The following is a 19969-nucleotide window of genomic DNA, read 5'->3' on the forward strand; positions in this document are numbered from 1 at the left end:
GATGTTGTATGGCTATCAAGCAGAAAAAGACGCTCAGCAAAGAAATGAGCACTCAAGCCGTTATCGACTCTTTTAAAAAATTAAATCCTGTCATGATGATCAAAAATCCCGTCATGTTTATTGTTGAAATCGGGACATTCATTACTTTTGTTTTATGTGTGGTGCCAGATGCATTCGGTCCGAGCACCGTAAGCCGTGGATACAATGTTACGGTCTTTCTGACTCTTTTGTTTACCGTCCTGTTCGCCAACTTTGCTGAGGCACTTGCAGAAGGACGCGGCAAGGCTCAGGCTAATACGTTGCGAAAAACAAAATCTGATACAATAGCTAAACTCTTGCAAAAAGACGGTTCGATTAAAGAGGTATCATCCACCCAGCTGCGTAAGGGTGATATTGTCCGCGTTGACGCAGGGGAGCTTATTCCATCTGACGGTGAAATTATCGAAGGCCTCGCTTCCGTTGATGAATCAGCCATTACAGGAGAATCTGCCCCAGTAATTAAAGAAGCAGGCGGTGACTTTTCTTCGGTTACCGGAGGGACGCGCGTAGTCTCCGATTATATCATTGTAAAAGTAACGACTGACCCGGGGGAGTCATTCCTTGACCGCATGATTTCTCTTGTTGAAGGGGCAACACGTCAAAAAACACCGAACGAAATCGCTTTGACTACCCTCCTGACCGTACTAACGCTCATTTTCTTATTCGTTATCATAACGATTGTACCGCTGGCTAACTACCTGCACATTAAGCTGGATACCGCAACATTAATTGCACTTCTAGTTTGCCTGATTCCAACAACAATTGGCGGACTGCTTTCCGCAATTGGAATCGCCGGAATGAACCGTGTTACCCAGTTTAACGTGCTGGCGATGTCAGGCAAAGCGGTCGAGGCAGCCGGCGATATTGATACGATGATTCTTGATAAAACAGGAACGATTACCTTTGGTAACCGTATGGCAGCCGAGTTTATCCCTGTAGACGGTGTATCGCAAAAAGATATAACGCCTGGCAGCTCTACAATCCTCCGTTAAAGACGAAACCCCGGAAGGACGTTCTGTTGTAGAGTTAGCAAATAAGCTTGGTGTTACGTGGCCAGAAAATGAATATGCAGATGCAGAGATTATTGAATTTACCGCAGAAAGCCGGATGTCTGGCTTAAACGTAAGCAACGGCACAAAGATTCGCAAAGGGGCGGTGGATGCGATTAAAGCGTTTGTTATAACAGCCAACGGCTCGATTCCGAATGATTTAGAAGAAAAAGCAAACCAAATCGCCAAGGCGGGCGGAACACCGCTTGCCGTGTCCATTAACAATCGCATCTATGGTCTTATCTATTTAAAAGATACGGTAAAACCAGGCTTAAAGGAACGGTTTGCTGAACTGCGGGCGATGGGGATTAAAACCGTTATGTGTACGGGTGATAACCCGCTCACAGCTGCGACGATTGCCCAGGAAGCCGGGGTAGATGAATTCATCGCTGAAGCCAAGCCGGAAGATAAAATCGAGGCGATCAAGCGTGAACAGGCACAGGGCAAGCTGGTTGCCATGACCGGAGATGGCACAAACGATGCTCCTGCTCTCGCCCAGGCTGATGTTGGTCTTGCCATGAATTCAGGTACGATGGCTGCGAAAGAAGCGGCGAATATGATTGACCTGGATTCCGATCCGACAAAGCTTCTTTCCGTGATCGCAATCGGAAAACAACTGCTGATTACACGCGGCTCGCTCACAACATTTTCCATTGCCAACGATATCGCTAAATATTTCGCGATTATTCCAGCATTGTTCATCGTGGCTCTGCCGCAGTTGCAGGCACTCAACATTATGCGACTCACCTCGCCGCAATCCGCAATCCTGTCGGCGCTCATCTTCAACGCTATTATTATTCCCCTGCTGATTCCGGTGGCGATGAAAGGTGCGAAGTATAAAGCGATGGATGCTAACCGATTGCTGCGTCGAAACTTATTGGTCTATGGTCTTGGCGGTATGGTCGCGCCCTTTATCGGTATTAAAGTCATTGATATGATGATCGCCGGACTTATGTAATTTAAACAAAGACAAGGAGGAATGATGATGAAATCGTTATATACTGCCATACGAGCTTCCATTCTCTTCATGATTGTCTGCGGCCTCCTGTATCCCTTACTTACAACAGAAGTTGCACAGATTCTTTTTCCCTTCCAAGCGCAGGGGAGTTTAGTTGAAGATAATGGAAAAGTTAAAGGCTCTGTATTGTTAGCGCAAGCTTTTACATCACCTAAGCTGTTTCATCCACGCGCTTCTGCCGCTGAATACGATCCGACCGCTTCCGCTGCAACGAATGCAGCCGTAGCTTCTCCAGATTATATAAAAAGCATGAAGGAAACGGTAGATGCAATAAAAAAAGAAAATCCTTCTCTGCAGAATAAAATCCCTGCTGATCTTGTAACAACGTCTGGTTCAGGTTTTGATCCTGACCTATCACCGGAAGCTGCGAAAGCACAAGTACCACGCATCGCCAAAGCAACCGGGTTAAGCGAACAGCTGCTGCTTTCCTTGATCGACAAGCATACGAAAGGGCGGCAGCTTGGTATATTTGGAGAACCCCGCGTCAATGTATTCGAGTTAAATCGAGATTTACTTGCACAAAGCAAATAACTTACAACAAAGCCGCCTCTACTAATCTAGAAGCGGCTTTTGGAGGTTTTTATACCATGAAAACATCGGCTAAAAAAAGAAGGGAAACGCCAGAAGAACTTCTGAAACGGATTGAAAAAGAATCCAGAGGCTATTTAAAAATCTTTATCGGGGCAGCCCCTGGTGTTGGCAAAACCTATATGATGCTACGCGAAGGAAACGAATTACTAAAAAAGGGCGTCGATATTATTATTGGTGTTATTGAAACACATGGCCGAGCTGCAACTGCAGCACAAATCGAGAACCTTCCTATTTTCCCACTGAAGAAAGTGGATTATAAAAACAAACAGTTAAAAGAGTTCGATTTAGAAGGAATTTTAGAAAGGAAACCGCAGTATGTGATTGTCGATGAGCTTGCGCATACAAATGTACCAGGTTCAAAAAGTCAAAAACGCTATGAAGATGTCATGGAATTGGTGAAAGCCGGCATAAATGTGATGACTGCGGTTAATATTCAGCACTTGGAGAGTTTAAATGATACTGTAGAGCAGTTAACGGGGATAAAGGTACGGGAACGTATTCCGGACTGGATGTTGAACGAGGCCAATGAAATCCAATTAATTGATACCCCACCGGAAACATTATGCGAACGCTTAAAAGCTGGTCTCATTTATCAACCAGAGAAAATAGAACAGTCACTGAAAAATTTCTTTCGTATTGGCAACTTGAACGCATTGCGAGAAATCGCGTTACGCGAAGTAGCAGATGACGTCGACGAACGTCTCGAATCATATAAACTTGAAAAAGGCATTAATGGAATGAAAGGGGCTAATGAAAAAATTCTCGTCTGTGTTAACTATAGGCCAAATGCAGAACGTCTCATTCGACGAGGATGGCGTATTGCGAGTCGCTTAAAATGTCAGTTATACATTTTAAATATTCCGCTTGTTCCCGTTCATAAAATGGATGAAGCAACAAGAAAGCAACATCGATTGCTTGAAAAACTTGCAAAAGATCTTGATGCCGAATTCCATATTCGCGCACCGGGTAGTCGAAAACCGGAGCAGCTTATTATTGAATTTGTAGAGGAAAAGGGTATTACACAGGTTGTTCTTGGTCAGTCAGCCCGCTCTCGCTGGGAAGAAATCATAAAAGGCTCCATCGTTACTAAAATTATGAAAGGTACAAAACATGTCGATATTTTAATCGTAGCCGATGGGGTTGATCATCGGGAATAAAATTTAGTGATGAACGAATCATTATACCAATGCCCAAGTTATTTTTGTTATCCGGGGAAAGTTTGCAAAAAATAGTATTTTTATTTGAAAATCCACTTCACCTTCCTATTTGGGAAATGTGAAAATTTGGGCTCAACTTATATTTGCCTACAGCATAATCTGAATCGTGACTGTTACACAAAATAAAAAAGGAGTTAGATAGTATGTATCCTCAATCCCCTTATCAAATGTAACCATACTATTCACAGCCTTACCATTCTATAAGTGCTTTAAAAACGAGACATTAAGCATGATTGAACCCTTTGTAAGATATGGCTTACAGGAAGCGAAATTCACATCGCATGCTCATGCCTTAAGAGAAGTAGCAGCTATTAGCTATTTATTAGGAAAAGGATATGATCCAAGAACAGCTCACCGAATAGTCGAATCATGGGAAGTATCGGATTGAGAGCATACCATTGTCTTTTCGTCGAGTTTTACGCAATAGTTACTTTAAAAAATAAAGTATAATCAAATGCAGTATAGGTTCTTGTTTTTTCACCTTGGGTGAAATTACTATTTTGCAAAACGCTCAATTAAAAACCGGCATCATGGAATTATCCAAGATGCCGGTTTTCTTGTTGCTTTACTTACGAGCAACGGGAATAGCCGCATGCTTCGCAATGTTTGCAGCCTTCTTCCGCCACAAGCGCCGCGGCGCCGCACTCAGGGCAAAGATCAAGTCCTTCGCGATAGACATCGCCGTCTTCATCGCGCTCCGGTGCATTCATCGGTACATCATTTGTGGATGCAACTGATTCATCACTATTTTCTCCGTCAAGATAGAACTCAATCGCTTTCGCCACCGCGTCCGGAATCGAATCTACGCGGTTTGCACCAAAGCCAACCGCACCGGAACCCCCGATCCCTTTAAGGTGCTTAATCAACAGACGCGCTTTGTTACCGTCCGGCAGTTCACCGAAACGCAAGAAGAGCGTAGACACGCGGCCAAGCGCTTCGGACATCGCAAATACGTCGCTTCCCGCTTTGCCTACATTTACGATTACTTCAAACGGCGCTCCGTCCACTTCATTTACCGTTATGTAGGCTTTACCGAGCGGAGTCTTCATTTTGTATGTCGCGCCTTTTAGCTTAAGCGGGCGGCGGCGGTAATCTTTCGTCGGCGGTACTTCATCTACGTCTTGAACCGGAGCGGCTTTTTCTGCTTTTGATTCCCGAGCCGTTTCTTTCTTTCCTTCTTTGTTTTCATCTTTCGTTGTTAGAACTTGCACGTCACGGCTGCCGTCACGGTAGATAGTGACGCCTTTGCATCCGAGATCGAAAGCGAGCTCATACAATGCTTTTGTATCTTCAATCGTAAAGTTGGCCGGCGCATTTGCTGTTTTGCTGATGGAGCTGTCCACCCATTTCTGGATAGCGGCCTGCACCCGTACATGGTCTTCGGCAGATAGATCCATCGCGCTGACAAAGTAATCCGGTAGCGTATCGGAATTGTTTTCTTCCATCCATTTTTTCGCGATCGGTACATACTGTTTGTCGAAACCAAGGCGGCTTTGACGGTAATATTCGAAGGCATAGAAAGGCTCAATGCCTGTCGAAGTTCCTACCATCGTTCCTGTACTGCCGGTCGGAGCCTGTGTTAAAACTGTCACGTTGCGCATGCCACGCTCCCGTACCGCATTGCGTACTTCTTCATCAAATTGCTTCATGAAGCCGCTCTTAAGGAACAGCTCCGCGTCGAATGCCGGAAAACTTCCCTTTTCCGCCGCGATTTCTGTAGAAGCAAGGTACGCTTCGCGCGCGATAAAGTTATACAGCTTGTCCAAGAATTCGAGCGATTCCGGGCTGCCGTAGCGAATTTTTAAGTGGATGAGCATTTCTGCCAGCCCCATCGTGCCAAGACCGATACGTCGCTCTTTTTTCTGGTTCGCTTCATTTTCTGGGAAATGATACGGCGTTGCATCAACGACATTGTCAAGGAAACGTACAGAATGACGCACTGTTGTTCTGAGATTTTCCCAGTCTACATCGCCGTCTTTCGTGAATTTTGAAAGATTAATCGCAGATAAGTTACATACACCCCATGCAGGAAGTCCTTGTTCTCCACACGGATTTGTACAAATAATGGGGTTAAAGTACCAGCTGTTAGACATCTGGTTATAGTATTCCATAAATACAACGCCCGGTTCGGCTGATTTCCATGCCGACTCAATAATGGTGTGCCACATGTCGCGGGCGCGGACTTTTTTGTACACGCGTACCGGTTTTCCGAGTTCTTCCCACTTTTGCAGGTTTCCATCCCAAATTTCATCGTATTCCGGATCGGTCGTATCCGGGAATTTCAGCTCCCATTCCAAATCTTCTTTAACAGCTTTCATAAAACCGTTACTGATGCAAACCGACAGGTTAGCGTTTGTAATCAGGCCCATGTTCTGCTTGACTGTAATGAACTCAAGCACATCCGGGTGCCAGTCATTCATCATAAGCATTAAAGCCCCACGGCGCGAACCTCCCTGTTCAATTAACCCGGTCGTATAGCTGAACAGACCACCCCAGGACACGGAACCGCTCGAAGAACCGTTTACGCCTTTTACCTGGGCGCGACGCGGACGAAGCGAAGACAGGTTAATGCCGACGCCGCCCCCGCGGGACATAATTTCCGTCATCTGAGTGAGCGTCTCCATAATACCGCCCCTGCTGTCGTGCGGAGACGGAATCACGTAGCAGTTATACAGCGTTAGCTCATCATTCGCGCCAGCGCCCGCCGCGATCCGGCCACCCGGAACAAGCTTCCAGTCATCAAGAAGCGCGCGGAATTTCTTTGTCCATTCTTTTCTCTTCTCCGGTGTTGTTTCCACGGACGCGATCGTCTTCGCCAAGCGATCCCACATCTCTTCTGGCGTACATTCCAACGTCCGCAGCGCTTTGTCCGCTTCTGTCACCACCATCTCCCCGTTACGCAGTCTAACATGAATGGTATCGCCTTCACGCTTTTCTACAACCCCGACTTCTTTTTTCGGGAACTTCGGATCATCTTTCGTCAAAACAAGTACAGTGTCGCCGACCTGTACATTGTCTGGATTCGGATCTTTTAACGCGTAGCGGTCGAGGAAAATTTTTTCACTTAACCCTTCAAGCTTCGTTTTTCCCGCTGTTTCGGTTGTTGCCTCCATTTTTTATCCTCCCATTATGTGAAATATAAATTGACCAAACTTCTCATGTCTGATACATTTGACTAGTGCCCTCTTAGTCTAAACCAACCTTTACTATTACGTCAATATATTGAGTTTATGTTTAGATTTTACCACAATATATAGTTAATTTCCTATCTTTTTGGTAGAAAGCGTTCGACAAATTTTTTTATGTAAAATCTTTTATAAATTTCTATTTCCTCCATTGTTTTACAAGAAACAGGGAGGGTTACAAAGCATACAAAGCATTTTTCCAGTGCATGCAAAAAGGCGAAAAAACAGCAGGGAGCGGTATGACGTTTCGCTATAATATAAACTGAGGCTTTCTCAAAAGGGGAAGTGAGGAAGTTTTCTATTACTCGAAACGCTATATTTAGATTTATTGGCAAAAATGAATATTTATATGTAGGTATTGTTTCATACTAAAGGGGCTGGCTCATGACTTTTGAGACAGCCCCTCCAAGCGGCCGTTACAGGCCGCTTTTTTCTAGCGTTTGAAATTCCATTCGTCACACCCGTATTTCTCGCGCGCCAGTTGTTCAGCAAGCTCCGCTTCCTCAGCCGTTAGCGTATCGTCCACCAATTCTACACCAAACCCCTTGGCAAACCCTTCCCGAAACGCTTTCCGCGCCTCAGCAAGCGTCACCGGAGTCTTACGCACCTGATTAATCGCCACCGCCTTGTCGGCAAAATTTTTTTTAAGACGGTCTCGTACACGCTCATTCGGATGACGTATAATATCGAACAACATATCGATATCTATATCCAGCAAAATTGAGCCGTGCTGCAAAATAACCCCCTTTTGCCTTGTTTGCGCGCTTCCAGCCACTTTCCTCCCTTCCACGACCAATTCATAAGAAGAAGGGGAGTCAAAGCACGCAGCTGAAGATGGGATGGCAAACTTTGCATCGTCCGGATGAACCATATCTGCCTGAAGCCCTAGCAACCGAAACCCTTCCAGCAATCCTACGCTGATCACACGGTACGCGTCGGTTACGCTGGACGGCATGGCCGGGTGGGATTCAGACACTACGACACTGTATGTCAGCTCCTGATCGTGCAGCACGGTGCGACCGCCCGTCGCCCGGCGTACAAAGCCTAGACCATATTCGCGCACTTTATCCAAATCAATTTCCTTTTCTGCTTTTTGAAAATAACCAATCGATACGGTTGCCGGATTCCAGGTGTAAAACCGGAGCGACGGCTTCGTTTTGCCTTCGCTATGTACAATAAGCACCGCTTCATCAATCGCCATATTCATCGCAGGTGAATGTACCCCCGTATCAATAAAACGCCACTGTTCCATTTCTTTTGCCCCTTTCCGATGTTCCTCCTTACTTATTGTAGCATATTCCACAAATTCTCTCGCTTTGTTCTATTGTTTGGAAAACACCGGAAGCCGATTGAATAATTTCCCGTTTGAAAAAATAAAAGTTGAGGTAAGATATGTACATGAAAAAATTCCGAGAGTATCACAAAGGGGGAATTGCGCGATGAGGGATTTGTGTATTTATTGCGGCGAAGAGCTGGTACTCTGGGAACGAAACCGGAGCTATTGCTCCAAATGCCGGGAGGCGGCCGAAGTCGTATACGCCGATGATACGTATTATGATGACGATGAGTTACGTCATGACGACTACTACATTGATGAGTATGAAGAATTTCGCTACAAAAGATAAGCGACGATCGTTAGTGCAACAAAAAAGGAGGCCTGCTGGTCTCCTTTTTATTCTTTTACATATCCTTCATCTTCTGTATAGTCTTCCAGCAAATCTGGATTGCCTAATACAGATACGACGCGGGCGTCATCCAGCATATCTTCGTATTTTTCATGTAGCGGATCCTCTGTATTAACCCCGATATAGTTGCCCTCCATATCCGCAAGCAAAAAGCCTTCAATCTCTTCCACATAGCCGACCGATTCTTCCGATTCCACATACATATCATTATAATCCAGGCGCGCCTGTTCCCCGAAATCAGAAGGGGTATCCGAAGTACCGTATCTCGCCACTTCTTGCATCGCATCTTCCGCATCATAAAACGTGGCATCCCACGTATCATAGGCGTACGCGGCAAACGGCGGGGCAAGTATATCCTCCTCCGCCGGACGACGGCGCGATACATACTCCTCTTCTGCATGCTGCACGCAGCGCAGCGCGGTCGGCAGCACCTCCAGCCGCTCGTACGGGATATCGGCACCGCATACTTCACACATACCGTACGTCCCTTTATCCATTGCCGTAAGCGCTCGCTCTATGTCGTGTATTTCTTCCTCGCTATGTTCATGTAATGCAATGTCTTTGCCTCGCTCAAACGTTTCGCTACCATGATCGGCCGGATGGTTGTCATAGTTGGACAGATCACCCACTGTTTCCTTCATGGCCGCCCGTCCAATACCATATGCATCATCCGCTTCAAGGCGTTTTTTTATATCCTGAAGCTGGGTCTCGAGCATGGAACGAAAATGAGAAAGCTCCCGGTCTGTTAACATCCCAGAGCATCTCCTTCCTGTCTAGAAATGTAAGCCACCCAACCGCGGCCCTTCTGAATCATAGTATCTGCACTCCGACATACAAAATACCACCCGTGCCGCAAAGGCAGGGTGGTATTTCTTACATTACATATCCAGCAACCCATTTATTCCTTTGTGTACCGCAATACAGGCTTGCGCGCGGCGAGCACCTCATCCAAGCGACCGACCACCGTATTATGTGGCGCCTCTTGTACGATTTCCGGCGTCTCTTCCACCTCTTTTGCAATCTGAATCATCGCTTCAATAAATTCATCGAGCGTTTCCTTCGACTCCGTTTCCGTCGGCTCAATCATGAGGCATTCTTCTACGATAAGCGGAAAATAAATCGTTGGCGGGTGATAGCCGAAGTCAAGCAGACGTTTTGCAATATCAAGCGTACGCACGCCCAATTTTTTCTGCCGCTTGCCTGAAAGAACGAACTCATGCTTGCAGATATGATCAAATGGCAGGTCATAATATTTTGCCAATTTGCGCATCATATAATTTGCATTCAAAACCGCGTGTTCGGACACAAGACGCAGCCCTTCCGGCCCCATCGTGCGGATATACGTATACGCACGTACGTTAATGCCGAAATTTCCATAATACGCCTTAACGCGGCCGATCGATTGCGGGCGGTCAAAATCAAGGCGATACATATCGCCTTCCTTGACCACAAGCGGCTTCGGCAAGAACGGAATCAGCTCTTTTTTCACGCCAACTGGACCAGACCCCGGGCCGCCACCTCCATGCGGCGTAGTGAACGTTTTGTGCAAATTCAAATGCACAACGTCAAATCCCATATCGCCCGGACGTGCCTTGCTGAGAATAGCATTCGCATTCGCGCCGTCATAATACAGAAGGCCGCCTGCTTCATGCACAACTTCCGCGATCTCTACAATGTTTTTCTCGAAAAGACCGAGCGTGTTCGGATTCGTGAGCATCAGTGCTGCCGTATCCGGGCCGACCACCTGGCGCAACGCCTCAATATCCACGAATCCATTCTTATCGGAAGGAACGGTTACGGTCGTAAAACCTGCTACGCTTGCGGACGCCGGATTTGTGCCGTGTGCTGAGTCTGGAACAATGACTTTCGTCCGATTCTCACCCCGGCTTTCGTGATAGGCGCGGATAATCATCAAACCGGTCCACTCACCCTGCGCCCCCGCCGCCGACTGAAGCGTAACGGCATCCATACCGGTAATTGCCGCCAAATCCCGCTGTAGTTCATACATCAGCTGTAGCGCGCCCTGTACCGTCTCTTCCGGCTGATACGGATGGATACATGCAAACCCCGGATAACGGGCCACATCTTCATTAATTTTCGGATTGTATTTCATCGTGCAGGAACCGAGCGGATAAAATCCGGAGTCAACGCCATGATTGCGTCTGGAAAGCTCCGTATAGTGGCGCATGAGCTGCAATTCACTTACTTCCGGCAGTTCCGCCGGCTTCTCGCGCAAATATTCTCCCGGAATGGCAGACGCAACATCGACTTCCGGCACATCGCACGCTGGAAGCGAATAGCCCACACGACCCGGTTTGCTCATCTCGAAAATCAACGCTTTATCTTTCGCAAGCTCCGTTCTCGGCATTGTTTTAAGCATAGCGCCCTCCCTCCAATCCTTTCACCAGTCGGTCAATTTCTTCTTTCGTTCTTAATTCCGTTACAGCAATGAGCATATGCTGTCCAAGTTCCGGATAATCGCGCGACAAATCAAAACCGCCGATAATCCGTTCCTTCAACAACTCTTTATTGATCTCGCATACCGGACGCGGTGTTTTGATAACAAACTCATTAAATACCGGGGAGCTGTACGCCACTTCGTACCCTTCCAATTTTTCGATTTCCCTTTTCGCATATTGCGTTTTCTGTACATTCAAAAGGGCCATCTCCTGTACACCCTGCTTGCCGAGCGCGGTCATTGCCACCGCCGCCGCCAGCGCATTCAATGCCTGATTCGAGCAAATGTTAGATGTCGCTTTCTCCCGACGAATGTGCTGCTCGCGCGCCTGCAACGTCAATACAAAACCACGGCGCCCGCGTTCATCTTTCGTCTGGCCGACAATCCGACCCGGAATCTGACGCATCAACTCTTTTTTCACTGCGAAATAGCCGCAATGCGGTCCGCCGAAAGCCATCGGAATCCCGAACGGCTGTGCATCACCAACAACCACGTCAGCTCCGAACTCTCCCGGCGGCTTAAGGATGCCCAGCGCAAGTGGATTGGCGCTTACAACGAACAGCCCGCTATGTTTGTGTGCAATTTGCTCAATGCTTGCCAGCTCTTCGATTCCACCCAAAAAATTTGGATACTGTACAAGAACAGACGCCGTATTCTCATCAACCGCTTTCGCAAGCTCATCCAAATCAGTCAGTCCATTTTTCAAGCCAACTTCGACCACTTCCAGCCCCTGGCCTTTCGCGTATGTCCGCAAAATAGAACGGGCTTCCGGATGCACGGCGCGGGAAATGACAACTTTTTTGCGCTTCGTTTTACCGGCCGTCATCGCCGCTGCTTCCGCTAGCGCGGTCGCTCCGTCATACATGGACGAATTCGCTACTTCCATGCCAGTTAATTCGCAAATCATCGTCTGAAATTCAAAGATAGCCTGCAATTCACCCTGGCTAATCTCTGGCTGATACGGCGTATAAGCGGTATAAAACTCCGAGCGGGAAATCACATGGTTCACTACACTCGGAATATAATGGTCGTACGTGCCAGCGCCAAGGAAGCAGACGTAATCGAGCGCATTTACGTTTTTCCCTGCCAGTCGACTCATATATTTGGTTAGCTCCGCTTCCGGAATGGCTTCCGGAATGTCAAGCTCTCCTTTAAAACGCACCTCTTCCGGAATATCAGAGAAAAGCTCCGCCACATCTGAAATGCCGAGCTCCGCCAGCATTTCCTGACGATCGGCTTCCGTAGTTGGAAGGTATCGGTATTTCACGACTTACTCCTCCTCTTTGATAAACGCTTCGTACTGTTCTGCTGTCATCAATTGCTCAAGTTCTTCCGGATTGGACATTTTTACAATAACCATCCAGCCTGCGCTATACGCATCGTGATTGATTGTTTCTGGCGCTTCTTCCAGCGCACCATTTACTTCTACCACTTCTCCACTTATCGGCGAATAAATATCGGATACTGCTTTAACCGATTCGACGGTACCCATGCTCTTGTTCGCTTTCACAACAGCACCTTCTTCCGGCAGTTCGATAAATACGATATCGCCGAGCTGTTCTTGGGCAAAATGCGTGATGCCGACACGTACCTGTTCTTTATCGAGCACCTCTACCCATTCATGTTCGTTGCTGTATTTAAAAGCTGCTTTTACTTTGCTCATACTTACATCCTCCGGGTTTCTTTGTTTATTTTTTGTCTTATATTTTGGGCCGCTTATAAAACGGCGTGCTAACGACTTTAGCTTTGAGGCGTTTGCCGCGGATTTCTACGTCCACTTCCGCACCAAGATCGCTATACTCCCGCTTAATCAGCGCAAGTCCGACATTTTTCTTCAGCGTCGGCGACTGTGTACCGGTGGTTACTTCCCCGATTTTTTCTTCTCCCGCATACACCGGGTAGTGCGAGCGCGGAATCCCCCGTTCAATCATTTCGATGCCAACCAGCTTACGCGGTGCTCCGCTTTCTTTTTGCCGCTTCAACACCTCCTGGCCGATAAATGGAACCGGCTTGTCAACCTTAACCGCAAAACTGAGCCCAGCTTCAATCGGGCTAATGTCTTCGCTTAACTCCTGCCCGTACAGCGGCAAACGGGCTTCAAATCGCAGCGTGTCCCGCGCTCCAAGCCCGCACGGCAAAACGTCATCTCCGCCCACTTCCAGGATGTTCTTCCATAATACGCGCGCATCTTCCGGTTTGACATATATCTCGAAACCGTCCTCTCCTGTATATCCGGTGCGGGATACAAGCGCGCATACACCTGCTAGTTTCACCTCTGGCTTAAAGTGAAAGAAACGGATTTCAGATAAATTGGTATCTGTGAGTTTTTGGAGCACCTGTTCGGCCATGGGCCCCTGTAAAGCGAGCTGGGCCGTTTCATCTGATATATTACGCAAAATCATGTCGCCTTCCGCGTGCTGCTGCATCCAGGCTACGTCTTTCTCGATATTGGCCGCGTTAATGACCAGCAAATAATGATCTTCGCTCAACTTATATACCAGCAAATCGTCGACCGTACCACCGTTCGGATAACACATAATAGAGTACTGTGCTTGGCCTACGGCTAGCTTCGAAGCATCGTTTGTCGTGATTTTCTGTATGAATGCGAGCGTATCCTTCCCTTTCACTTCCACTTCGCCCATGTGCGACACATCAAACAGGCCCGCTTTTGTACGTACCGCTTCGTGTTCTTTTTGAATGCTAGAAAACTGGACAGGCAGTTCCCAACCACCGAAATCAATCGTTTTAGCCCCGTATTCCCGGTACAAGGGGTAAATAGGCGTTCGTTTTAAGGCTGACATCGTGTATAAGACCTCCCTTGTTTGTCGCTGGCTAATTAAGAAAAGCTCGCAGGCATTGCCACTCGCCCTTTTTCCATAAAAAAGGACAGAAATAGGGTATCATCCCCATCTCTGTCCTTTGTACCTGAGAGCTACCCGGCTTCTCAAAGCGCCGGTTTCCCCTTTGGTGGCCCGCTCAAAGCGCGAGCTCTCTCCAGAGGCGCGTCCCGCAGAGGTACTTTTGCCTGAGAGATTGATAAGGTGGGTTTGCTCCTTCGGCGACGCATCAAGCGCGTTCTCTCCCTCTGCTTTCATCCGCACGATATTTTATTATTGGCAAAAATCAAATATGTAATCCTTTTCTATGGTACCATGAATTTTAAAAAATGCAATGCTTTTTTTGATAAAATCTTAACAAAAAACAAAAAACAGCTATAAACATTTGTTTTTAAAACAAAAAAATAATATATCTCTTCTAAAAACATGAGAAAAGTGATGTAAACTCGAACATTATCATTCTTTCTTGTTCTCCGTTCCACACGCTTCTCTTCTTTGGAAATAAATAGGCAATGGAAACACCCCACGCGCCTTTCTCTTGTATTACGGTATAAACCGAAATTTGAAAAACTTACTTCTTCAACTCCCTCACCTAACAAAAAATGGAACGCACAAGCCCCGTTTCTTCTGGTGCATCTATTTCTTATTACGTCTCGGCTCGAAGACACATGTATATATAGGTTCCGTCTTGGTTAATACGATGCAATCGCCTTCCACCTCGATCTCAATCGTTCCATATCCCAGAATTTCTTGAATCTCCGGTGGCAGTACTAAATTCCCCTGTTCATCGATCCGGCCAAGCAACGGTTTTTTTTCCATTGATATGTGTGTCCCTCCTTATGGCCTGAAAGTTTCAACTGCTCCCACCCACGCTAATAGTAAAGGTAGGGAGAGCCTGTGCAATTTTAGTTATTCTACCTTTCTTATCCATTATTTCATCTCTTTCTTGCGGATTCAACACCTAAAATATAAGCCTTATATCCTGTTACTATAGAATTATTTTACTAAATCTCAGCGGAGAGCGGAGGAAAAAGTAAATAAAAAACCTTATTATAAAAGTATCCAAAAACCCTTTGTATAAGAAAAAGGAGGGGGGATAGACAGATGTTGTCAAACTGCGCCGCATGCGGCAAAGTATTTATGAAATTTTCAAAACCCGTATGTCCCGACTGCGCAAGCAAAGAGCTGGATACTGCGAAACGCATTCGCGATTATTTAAAGCAGAAAGAAAAACGGAATGCTCCCCTAATCCAGGTTTCTCAAGATCTTGACATTCCGGTTCGTTATATCGAGTACCTGATTCGCCAGAAATACTTTGATCTTGCACGCTACCCAAACTTACAATACCAATGTAAAAACTGTGATACGCTCATCTCATCCGGTGAATATTGTGCAGCATGTGCTGAAACATTGCGTAATCATTTGCTCAGCGTACAAAAAGACAAGACAAAATCCGATAAACAAAACGACGAGTCCCACGAAAATTTCTATAGATCACGGCTATAACTTTCTCGCTTCAGCATACACATGTACAAATACACTCTCTACTATGTGTATGTAACGGATGTGAGGAAATGAAATCGACAATCGCGGGACAGAAAACTTGGTATAATTTTTTATTATTATTTCTGCTCTATATGAATCTCGTGCTTTCTTTCGGTCTCGTGTACTGCGCGCTTGAATGGCTGGGACTTGGGTTTATTCTTGATCATTACGCCTCAGCAGCGCATCAAAACCAATGGTATGACCGGATTACCCGGTCCTTTTATTTTAGCGCGATAACACTTCTCTCCGTCGGGTATGGCGACTTAAGTCCTTTTGGTCTTGCGCGCGGCGTCGCAATGATCGAAGCGATGGTAGGATATGTGCTGCCGGCCGCCCTCGTCATTCGATATGTTATTCCTCCGATCGCTCCCCCTAAACGGTTTCGGCTTCCATCTCACCGCAAGCCGGAAAAGTAAAAAGACGAGGCATGCCAAAGCTTTTGCCCCGTCTTTTTGCTTTAATGAACGTTCAGCTTTTTAAAGTTTCCACCTTTTACGTTATGGATTGAGCCGACTGCAAGAAACGCCGCTTCATCTATATCTTCGATGATCGCTTTAAGCTTTGCTTCTTCCAGACGGGTAATTACGCAGAAAATGACTTTTTTATTGTCCCCTGTATATCCGCCTTCCCCATTCAAATACGTAACGCCCCGGCCCAAGCGCGCGAGCAAGGCCTCACCGATTTCTTCATATTTATCGCTAATAATCCACACCGAACGCGATTCATCCAACCCTTGGATTGTCACATCGATCATTTTAAACGCGATATAATACGCGATCAGCGAATACATAGCGCGATCCCAGCCAAATACAAATCCGGCGCTACCCAAGATAAAAATATTGAAAAACATAACCGTTTCCCCGACAGAAAACGGCATTTTTTTGTTAAACAAAATAGCGACAATTTCTGTACCATCAAGCGAACCACCGTAACGGATCACCATTCCCACACCGATGCCCAAGATGATTCCGCCAAACACAGCCGCAAGCAACGGATCAGCCGTCACTTTCTGAACCGGATGGAGAAGCGTTGTACCTAACGACATCACTGCAACGCCCAGCAATGTGGATATGGCAAACGTTTTTCCAATTTGTTTATATCCGACAAAAAGAAATGGAAGATTAAGAAAAAATAAGAAAATGCCCAGCTTAAGTCCTGTCAAATGTGAAAGAATAATAGAAACACCAACAATTCCTCCATCAATAATATTGTTCGGTACAAGGAAAATTTCCAGCCCGACCGATACGAGAGCAGCACCCAGTATGATAAACAGGGCACGTTTTAAAATTTTGGGTGTCGAAAGTCGTTTGTGCGTGCGCTTGTGTGCTTGAATATACTCCACGAATTTCCTCCTAATACGTAAATTTTTTCACTTATATTATACCAAAACTGCACTCAAAAAAGCACATAAAATACAGGCTTTACTCACATGGGTCTGACAAAAAGAAATGGAGGATGAGTGCCGGTAACTTGTATAAATGTTTGCCTTTTTGCGCATGCTACATTTGCGTAGGCATCGGAAAAAAGAGGGTGGATTTCATATGACAGACATTCCTGTTTCTTTTCAAAGAGACTGGATTGACGGATTGAAGGCGAGAATGGCAGAAGACGGACCTTGGCACCATAGAGAATTGTACCGCCTGGCATGGGAAGCGGCGCGAGCAAGCGCGGTGCATGACTTCAATGAATTGCAGTGCCTGCGTCATCTGCCATATTTTACGCCCCTGCCGCATCAAATTGAGACGGCGCAAAAGGTCATCTGCGATATGCATGGCCGCGCCCTGCTTGCAGATGAAGTAGGTCTCGGAAAAACCATTGAAGCTGGTCTTGTATTGAAAGAATATATAGTACGCGGTCTGGTCAAAAAAGCGCTAATTCTCGTGCCTGCTTCGCTTGTCGTGCAGTGGGTGCGCGAACTAAATAACAAATTTTTGATCTCAGCGGCGGCGCAACGCAAAGAATACATGTGGACTCAATATGATATTCTTGTCGCTTCGATTGATACGGCAAAACGCCCGCCTCACCGCGATATCGTGCTCAATCAATCGTATGACCTGGTTATCGTGGATGAAGCGCATAAATTAAAGAATAAAAACACAAAAAACTACCAATTTATCCAGGAACTCAAAAAGAAATATTGTCTGTTGTTGACCGCCACTCCGATCCAAAATAAACTTGACGAATTGTACAACCTGATTACGCTCCTAAAGCCGGGTCATCTCGGGCAATCAGCGCAATTCCAGCAAAGCTACGTCCAAGGAAAACGTCAAGTAAAAAACAACGAGATGCTAAAAAAAGAGTTAAAAAAAGTGATGGTTCGCAACCGGCGCGCCGATGGCAAAGTCGAATTTACAGCCCGCCACGTCATCACCGTGCCTATCGAACTGTCGCCGGAAGAAAAGCATTTATACGACAGCGTAACCCGCTTTGTACAAGAACAGTATCATAGCGAAGGCAGCGGGTACAAAAACCCGCTCGCGCTTATTACGTTGCAGCGCGAAATTTGCAGCAGCCGGGACGCGGCGCTTGTCACGCTGGTTAATATGCACAACCGTGCGCCCGAAGATTCGCCATTGCGCCAGGAAATCCGCAGACTGCTGGATATTCTTAAGCAAGTGACCACCCATAGAAAAGCGGAAAAAGTCATCGAAATTATCAAGGAAGCGGATGATAAAATTATTATCTTTACCGAATATCGGGCAACTCAACAGTATTTGCAGCATATTCTCGCCCAGCATGGCGTAACGTCCGTTCTCTTCCGCGGCGGCTTTAAACGGAGCAAAAAGGATTGGATGAGCCAATTGTTTGAACACCGAGCTCAAGCGCTAATCGCTACAGAAGCGGGCAGTGAAGGCATTAACCTGCAATTCTGCAATCGGATTATCAATTATGATATGCCTTGGAATCCAATGCGTGTTGAACAGCGGATCGGCCGCGTACATCGCCTCGGGCAGACGAGAGATGTTTATATCTACAACTTGGCTACCCAAGGAACCATCGAGGAAAAAATTCTCCATCTGTTGTATGAAAAAATCAACCTATTCGAAATGGTGATCGGTGAACTGGAAACAATCATCGACCGTCTTCATTTACAGAAGTCATTCGAGAAAAATGTCATTGATATTCTTCTATCTTCACAATGCGAAGGAGAGTTGACAATTAAGATGGACAATTTAAGCCAGGTCATCCAATCGGTACGCGAATCGGTTCAACCGGCCGTGCCGACAACCGATGCATGGAAAGGAGGGGTGCTACCTTGAACCAAGCCCAGGTCCGTTCTTTTCTTGAGCGATATTTCGCCGCCCATCAAGCCCATTATGTCGAACAGCATCCTGCCTATTTCAAAGTAGAACTTCCAATCGAGGTTGATAAAGATCTGGGAAACCGTCCTTTCTATTGGACGTACGTGGAACGGCTAAACCTTGAGCCGCAGCCAATGTGCATGACGTTTATCTTCGATAATGCCTCGCTTCCTGAAGGGGTGAACGGGGAGGATATTACCTTCGGCTCACCGCGGTTGCAGCAATTCTTCGCCTCCGCACAACGCCATGGCCGTTATATCCGCCTGTATGAGCACACTGATCCTCCGAACGGCTCTAACTTACATTTTGCCCTAACTCCATGGCTCGGCATCAACTACAAAATTTCCTTTATTTGTGATCGAAAAAAAGATCGGCTCCTTTCGCTCGGAATAAACCTTATACACGGGCAAATCAAAGAAAACTTTTTCGACTATCTTGAGGCGCGTAACATCCTTCCCGTATTGCCGGATTACGCTTATACCATGCGTCCGATTTTCAGCATTGATTCAGCCGTCCAGCATCTTGAGCGGCACGTGCAAACAGCCATTGACGCAGAAGATAAAACATGGGCCTGCGAAGCCCGCTCACGTCTTGCGGCCGAACTTGCGCAAATCGAACACTTTTACGCAAGAAAAACAGCAACCGAAGATGAAAATGAAGAACCTGTATTGAATCATAAAGAAAAACGAGCGGAAGAACTACGCTGGCAATACGAGCCACGGATTGAGGTAGAAATTATTAACGGCGGAGTGTTTTATCTGTCCCATACACCCGCGCCCCCCGCATGAAAACCCGGGCGCGGCATAGTTACGCGCCCGGGTTTTTACCTCTGTCTTGCCTTCGCTTCCGGTGAAACAACATGCCAAACGCCAGCGGCAGCACTCCGAACCAGCGATACATCCACGCTTCTTTCGGCTTTTTTACCCGCTGCTCCTTCGGCGTCTCCAGATACTCGACAAAACGTTTGGTCAAATATCGCACATATTCCTGTGAAGACATGCGCACACGCCTCCTCAATATCACTTGTTACTTATAGCGTGTCC

At 46.5% G+C, this 19969-nt stretch carries 17 protein-coding genes, 1 pseudogene and 2 riboswitches; of the genes and pseudogenes, 8 read left to right on the forward strand and 10 right to left on the reverse strand.

Annotation, left to right across the window (positions count from 1 at the left end):
* Positions 1-8: 8 nt before the first annotated feature.
* The 3 genes and pseudogenes from kdpB to K3F53_RS12665 all read left to right on the forward strand — a co-directional run bounded on the left by kdpB (position 9) and on the right by K3F53_RS12665 (position 3854).
* Positions 9-2046 (forward strand): annotated as a pseudogene (gene kdpB, locus K3F53_RS12655) (potassium-transporting ATPase subunit KdpB).
* Between the two features lie 21 nt (positions 2047-2067).
* Positions 2068-2637 (forward strand): potassium-transporting ATPase subunit KdpC, encoded by a 570-nt coding sequence (gene kdpC / locus K3F53_RS12660; RefSeq protein WP_236781979.1) that lies wholly within the window; start codon positions 2068-2070, stop codon positions 2635-2637.
* Between the two features lie 56 nt (positions 2638-2693).
* Positions 2694-3854 (forward strand): universal stress protein, encoded by a 1161-nt coding sequence (locus K3F53_RS12665; protein WP_220559024.1) that lies wholly within the window; start codon positions 2694-2696, stop codon positions 3852-3854.
* A 629-nt stretch (positions 3855-4483) separates the two neighbouring features.
* Here the strand turns inward: K3F53_RS12665 and K3F53_RS12670 are convergent.
* Both K3F53_RS12670 and K3F53_RS12675 read right to left on the reverse strand, forming a co-directional pair.
* The gene (locus K3F53_RS12670) at positions 4484-7027 is read right to left on the reverse strand and encodes an adenosylcobalamin-dependent ribonucleoside-diphosphate reductase (RefSeq protein ID WP_091260381.1); all 2544 of its coding nucleotides are present in this window, start codon (positions 7025-7027) and stop codon (positions 4484-4486) included.
* Between the two features lie 505 nt (positions 7028-7532).
* Entirely contained in the window at positions 7533-8351 is an 819-nt protein-coding gene (locus K3F53_RS12675; RefSeq protein ID WP_057898222.1) for a lipoate--protein ligase family protein, read from the reverse strand.
* Between the two features lie 187 nt (positions 8352-8538).
* Between K3F53_RS12675 and K3F53_RS12680 the strand changes: the two genes are divergently transcribed.
* A complete protein-coding gene (locus K3F53_RS12680) occupies positions 8539-8724 on the forward strand; it encodes a hypothetical protein (RefSeq protein ID WP_057898221.1) in 186 nt (61 codons plus the stop codon).
* A gap of 47 nt (positions 8725-8771) precedes the next feature.
* On the opposite strand, the gene K3F53_RS12685 is transcribed toward K3F53_RS12680, so the two are convergent.
* The 6 genes from K3F53_RS12685 to K3F53_RS12710 all read right to left on the reverse strand — a co-directional run bounded on the left by K3F53_RS12685 (position 8772) and on the right by K3F53_RS12710 (position 14898).
* Positions 8772-9536 carry a TraR/DksA C4-type zinc finger protein gene (locus K3F53_RS12685; protein ID WP_057898220.1) on the reverse strand — a complete coding sequence of 255 codons (765 nt, stop codon included), beginning with the start codon at positions 9534-9536 and terminating at the stop codon, positions 8772-8774.
* Positions 9537-9682: 146 nt separating this feature from the next.
* Positions 9683-11164, reverse strand: coding sequence for an aminomethyl-transferring glycine dehydrogenase subunit GcvPB (gene gcvPB, locus K3F53_RS12690; RefSeq protein WP_236781978.1), 1482 nt, complete (start codon positions 11162-11164; stop codon positions 9683-9685).
* Complete coding sequence (gcvPA, locus tag K3F53_RS12695) at positions 11157-12509, reverse strand: aminomethyl-transferring glycine dehydrogenase subunit GcvPA (protein WP_057898219.1); 1353 nt, start codon at positions 12507-12509, stop codon at positions 11157-11159. The genes gcvPB and gcvPA overlap by 8 nt, the downstream gene beginning before the upstream one ends.
* 3 nt (positions 12510-12512) lie before the next feature.
* Positions 12513-12905 carry a glycine cleavage system protein GcvH gene (gcvH, locus tag K3F53_RS12700; RefSeq protein ID WP_220559025.1) on the reverse strand — a complete coding sequence of 131 codons (393 nt, stop codon included), beginning with the start codon at positions 12903-12905 and terminating at the stop codon, positions 12513-12515.
* 37 nt (positions 12906-12942) lie between these two features.
* Positions 12943-14043, reverse strand: coding sequence for a glycine cleavage system aminomethyltransferase GcvT (gcvT, locus tag K3F53_RS12705; protein WP_057898217.1), 1101 nt, complete (start codon positions 14041-14043; stop codon positions 12943-12945).
* 104 nt (positions 14044-14147) lie between these two features.
* A riboswitch (glycine riboswitch) is annotated at positions 14148-14245 on the reverse strand.
* A riboswitch (glycine riboswitch) is annotated at positions 14246-14337 on the reverse strand.
* Between the two features lie 378 nt (positions 14338-14715).
* A complete protein-coding gene (locus tag K3F53_RS12710; RefSeq protein WP_057898215.1) occupies positions 14716-14898 on the reverse strand; it encodes a hypothetical protein in 183 nt (60 codons plus the stop codon).
* 285 nt (positions 14899-15183) lie between these two features.
* On the opposite strand from K3F53_RS12710, the gene K3F53_RS12715 reads away from it, so the two are divergent.
* Both K3F53_RS12715 and K3F53_RS12720 read left to right on the forward strand, forming a co-directional pair.
* Positions 15184-15585, forward strand: coding sequence for a hypothetical protein (locus tag K3F53_RS12715; protein WP_057898214.1), 402 nt, complete (start codon positions 15184-15186; stop codon positions 15583-15585).
* 68 nt (positions 15586-15653) lie between these two features.
* Complete coding sequence (locus K3F53_RS12720; protein ID WP_057898213.1) at positions 15654-16040, forward strand: potassium channel family protein; 387 nt, start codon at positions 15654-15656, stop codon at positions 16038-16040.
* Positions 16041-16081: 41 nt separating this feature from the next.
* On the opposite strand, the gene K3F53_RS12725 is transcribed toward K3F53_RS12720, so the two are convergent.
* A complete protein-coding gene (locus tag K3F53_RS12725) occupies positions 16082-16966 on the reverse strand; it encodes a YitT family protein (RefSeq protein WP_057898212.1) in 885 nt (294 codons plus the stop codon).
* Between the two features lie 199 nt (positions 16967-17165).
* On the opposite strand from K3F53_RS12725, the gene K3F53_RS12730 reads away from it, so the two are divergent.
* A complete protein-coding gene (locus K3F53_RS12730; RefSeq protein WP_220559026.1) occupies positions 17166-18884 on the forward strand; it encodes a DEAD/DEAH box helicase in 1719 nt (572 codons plus the stop codon).
* Positions 18881-19714, forward strand: coding sequence for a YqhG family protein (locus K3F53_RS12735; protein ID WP_057898211.1), 834 nt, complete (start codon positions 18881-18883; stop codon positions 19712-19714). Before K3F53_RS12730 ends, K3F53_RS12735 begins: the two co-directional genes overlap by 4 nt.
* 19 nt (positions 19715-19733) lie before the next feature.
* Here K3F53_RS12735 and K3F53_RS12740 read toward each other — a convergent pair whose 3' ends face one another.
* Positions 19734-19925, reverse strand: coding sequence for a YqzE family protein (locus K3F53_RS12740; protein WP_057898210.1), 192 nt, complete (start codon positions 19923-19925; stop codon positions 19734-19736).
* Positions 19926-19969 lie beyond the last annotated feature (44 nt).

Source organism: Aneurinibacillus thermoaerophilus, assembly GCF_019603355.1.
Classification (GTDB): Bacteria; Bacillota; Bacilli; order Aneurinibacillales; family Aneurinibacillaceae; genus Aneurinibacillus; species Aneurinibacillus thermoaerophilus.

Excerpts from the sequence above, each read along its gene's own strand:
- K3F53_RS12675 (WP_057898222.1), bottom strand. The coding sequence starts at position 8,351 with ATGGAACAGTGGCGTTTTATTGATACGGGGGTACATTCACCTGCGATG.
- K3F53_RS12730 (WP_220559026.1), top strand. The coding sequence starts at position 17,166 with ATGACAGACATTCCTGTTTCTTTTCAAAGAGACTGGATTGACGGATTG.
- kdpC (WP_236781979.1), top strand. The coding sequence starts at position 2,068 with ATGATGATGAAATCGTTATATACTGCCATACGAGCTTCCATTCTCTTC.
- K3F53_RS12720 (WP_057898213.1), top strand. The coding sequence starts at position 15,654 with ATGAAATCGACAATCGCGGGACAGAAAACTTGGTATAATTTTTTATTA.
- gcvT (WP_057898217.1), bottom strand. The coding sequence starts at position 14,043 with ATGTCAGCCTTAAAACGAACGCCTATTTACCCCTTGTACCGGGAATAC.
- K3F53_RS12710 (WP_057898215.1), bottom strand. The coding sequence starts at position 14,898 with ATGGAAAAAAAACCGTTGCTTGGCCGGATCGATGAACAGGGGAATTTA.
- K3F53_RS12665 (WP_220559024.1), top strand. The coding sequence starts at position 2,694 with ATGAAAACATCGGCTAAAAAAAGAAGGGAAACGCCAGAAGAACTTCTG.
- K3F53_RS12670 (WP_091260381.1), bottom strand. The coding sequence starts at position 7,027 with ATGGAGGCAACAACCGAAACAGCGGGAAAAACGAAGCTTGAAGGGTTA.
- K3F53_RS12685 (WP_057898220.1), bottom strand. The coding sequence starts at position 9,536 with ATGTTAACAGACCGGGAGCTTTCTCATTTTCGTTCCATGCTCGAGACC.
- K3F53_RS12680 (WP_057898221.1), top strand. The coding sequence starts at position 8,539 with ATGAGGGATTTGTGTATTTATTGCGGCGAAGAGCTGGTACTCTGGGAA.
- K3F53_RS12740 (WP_057898210.1), bottom strand. The coding sequence starts at position 19,925 with ATGTCTTCACAGGAATATGTGCGATATTTGACCAAACGTTTTGTCGAG.
- gcvH (WP_220559025.1), bottom strand. The coding sequence starts at position 12,905 with ATGAGCAAAGTAAAAGCAGCTTTTAAATACAGCAACGAACATGAATGG.
- K3F53_RS12715 (WP_057898214.1), top strand. The coding sequence starts at position 15,184 with ATGTTGTCAAACTGCGCCGCATGCGGCAAAGTATTTATGAAATTTTCA.
- gcvPB (WP_236781978.1), bottom strand. The coding sequence starts at position 11,164 with ATGCTTAAAACAATGCCGAGAACGGAGCTTGCGAAAGATAAAGCGTTG.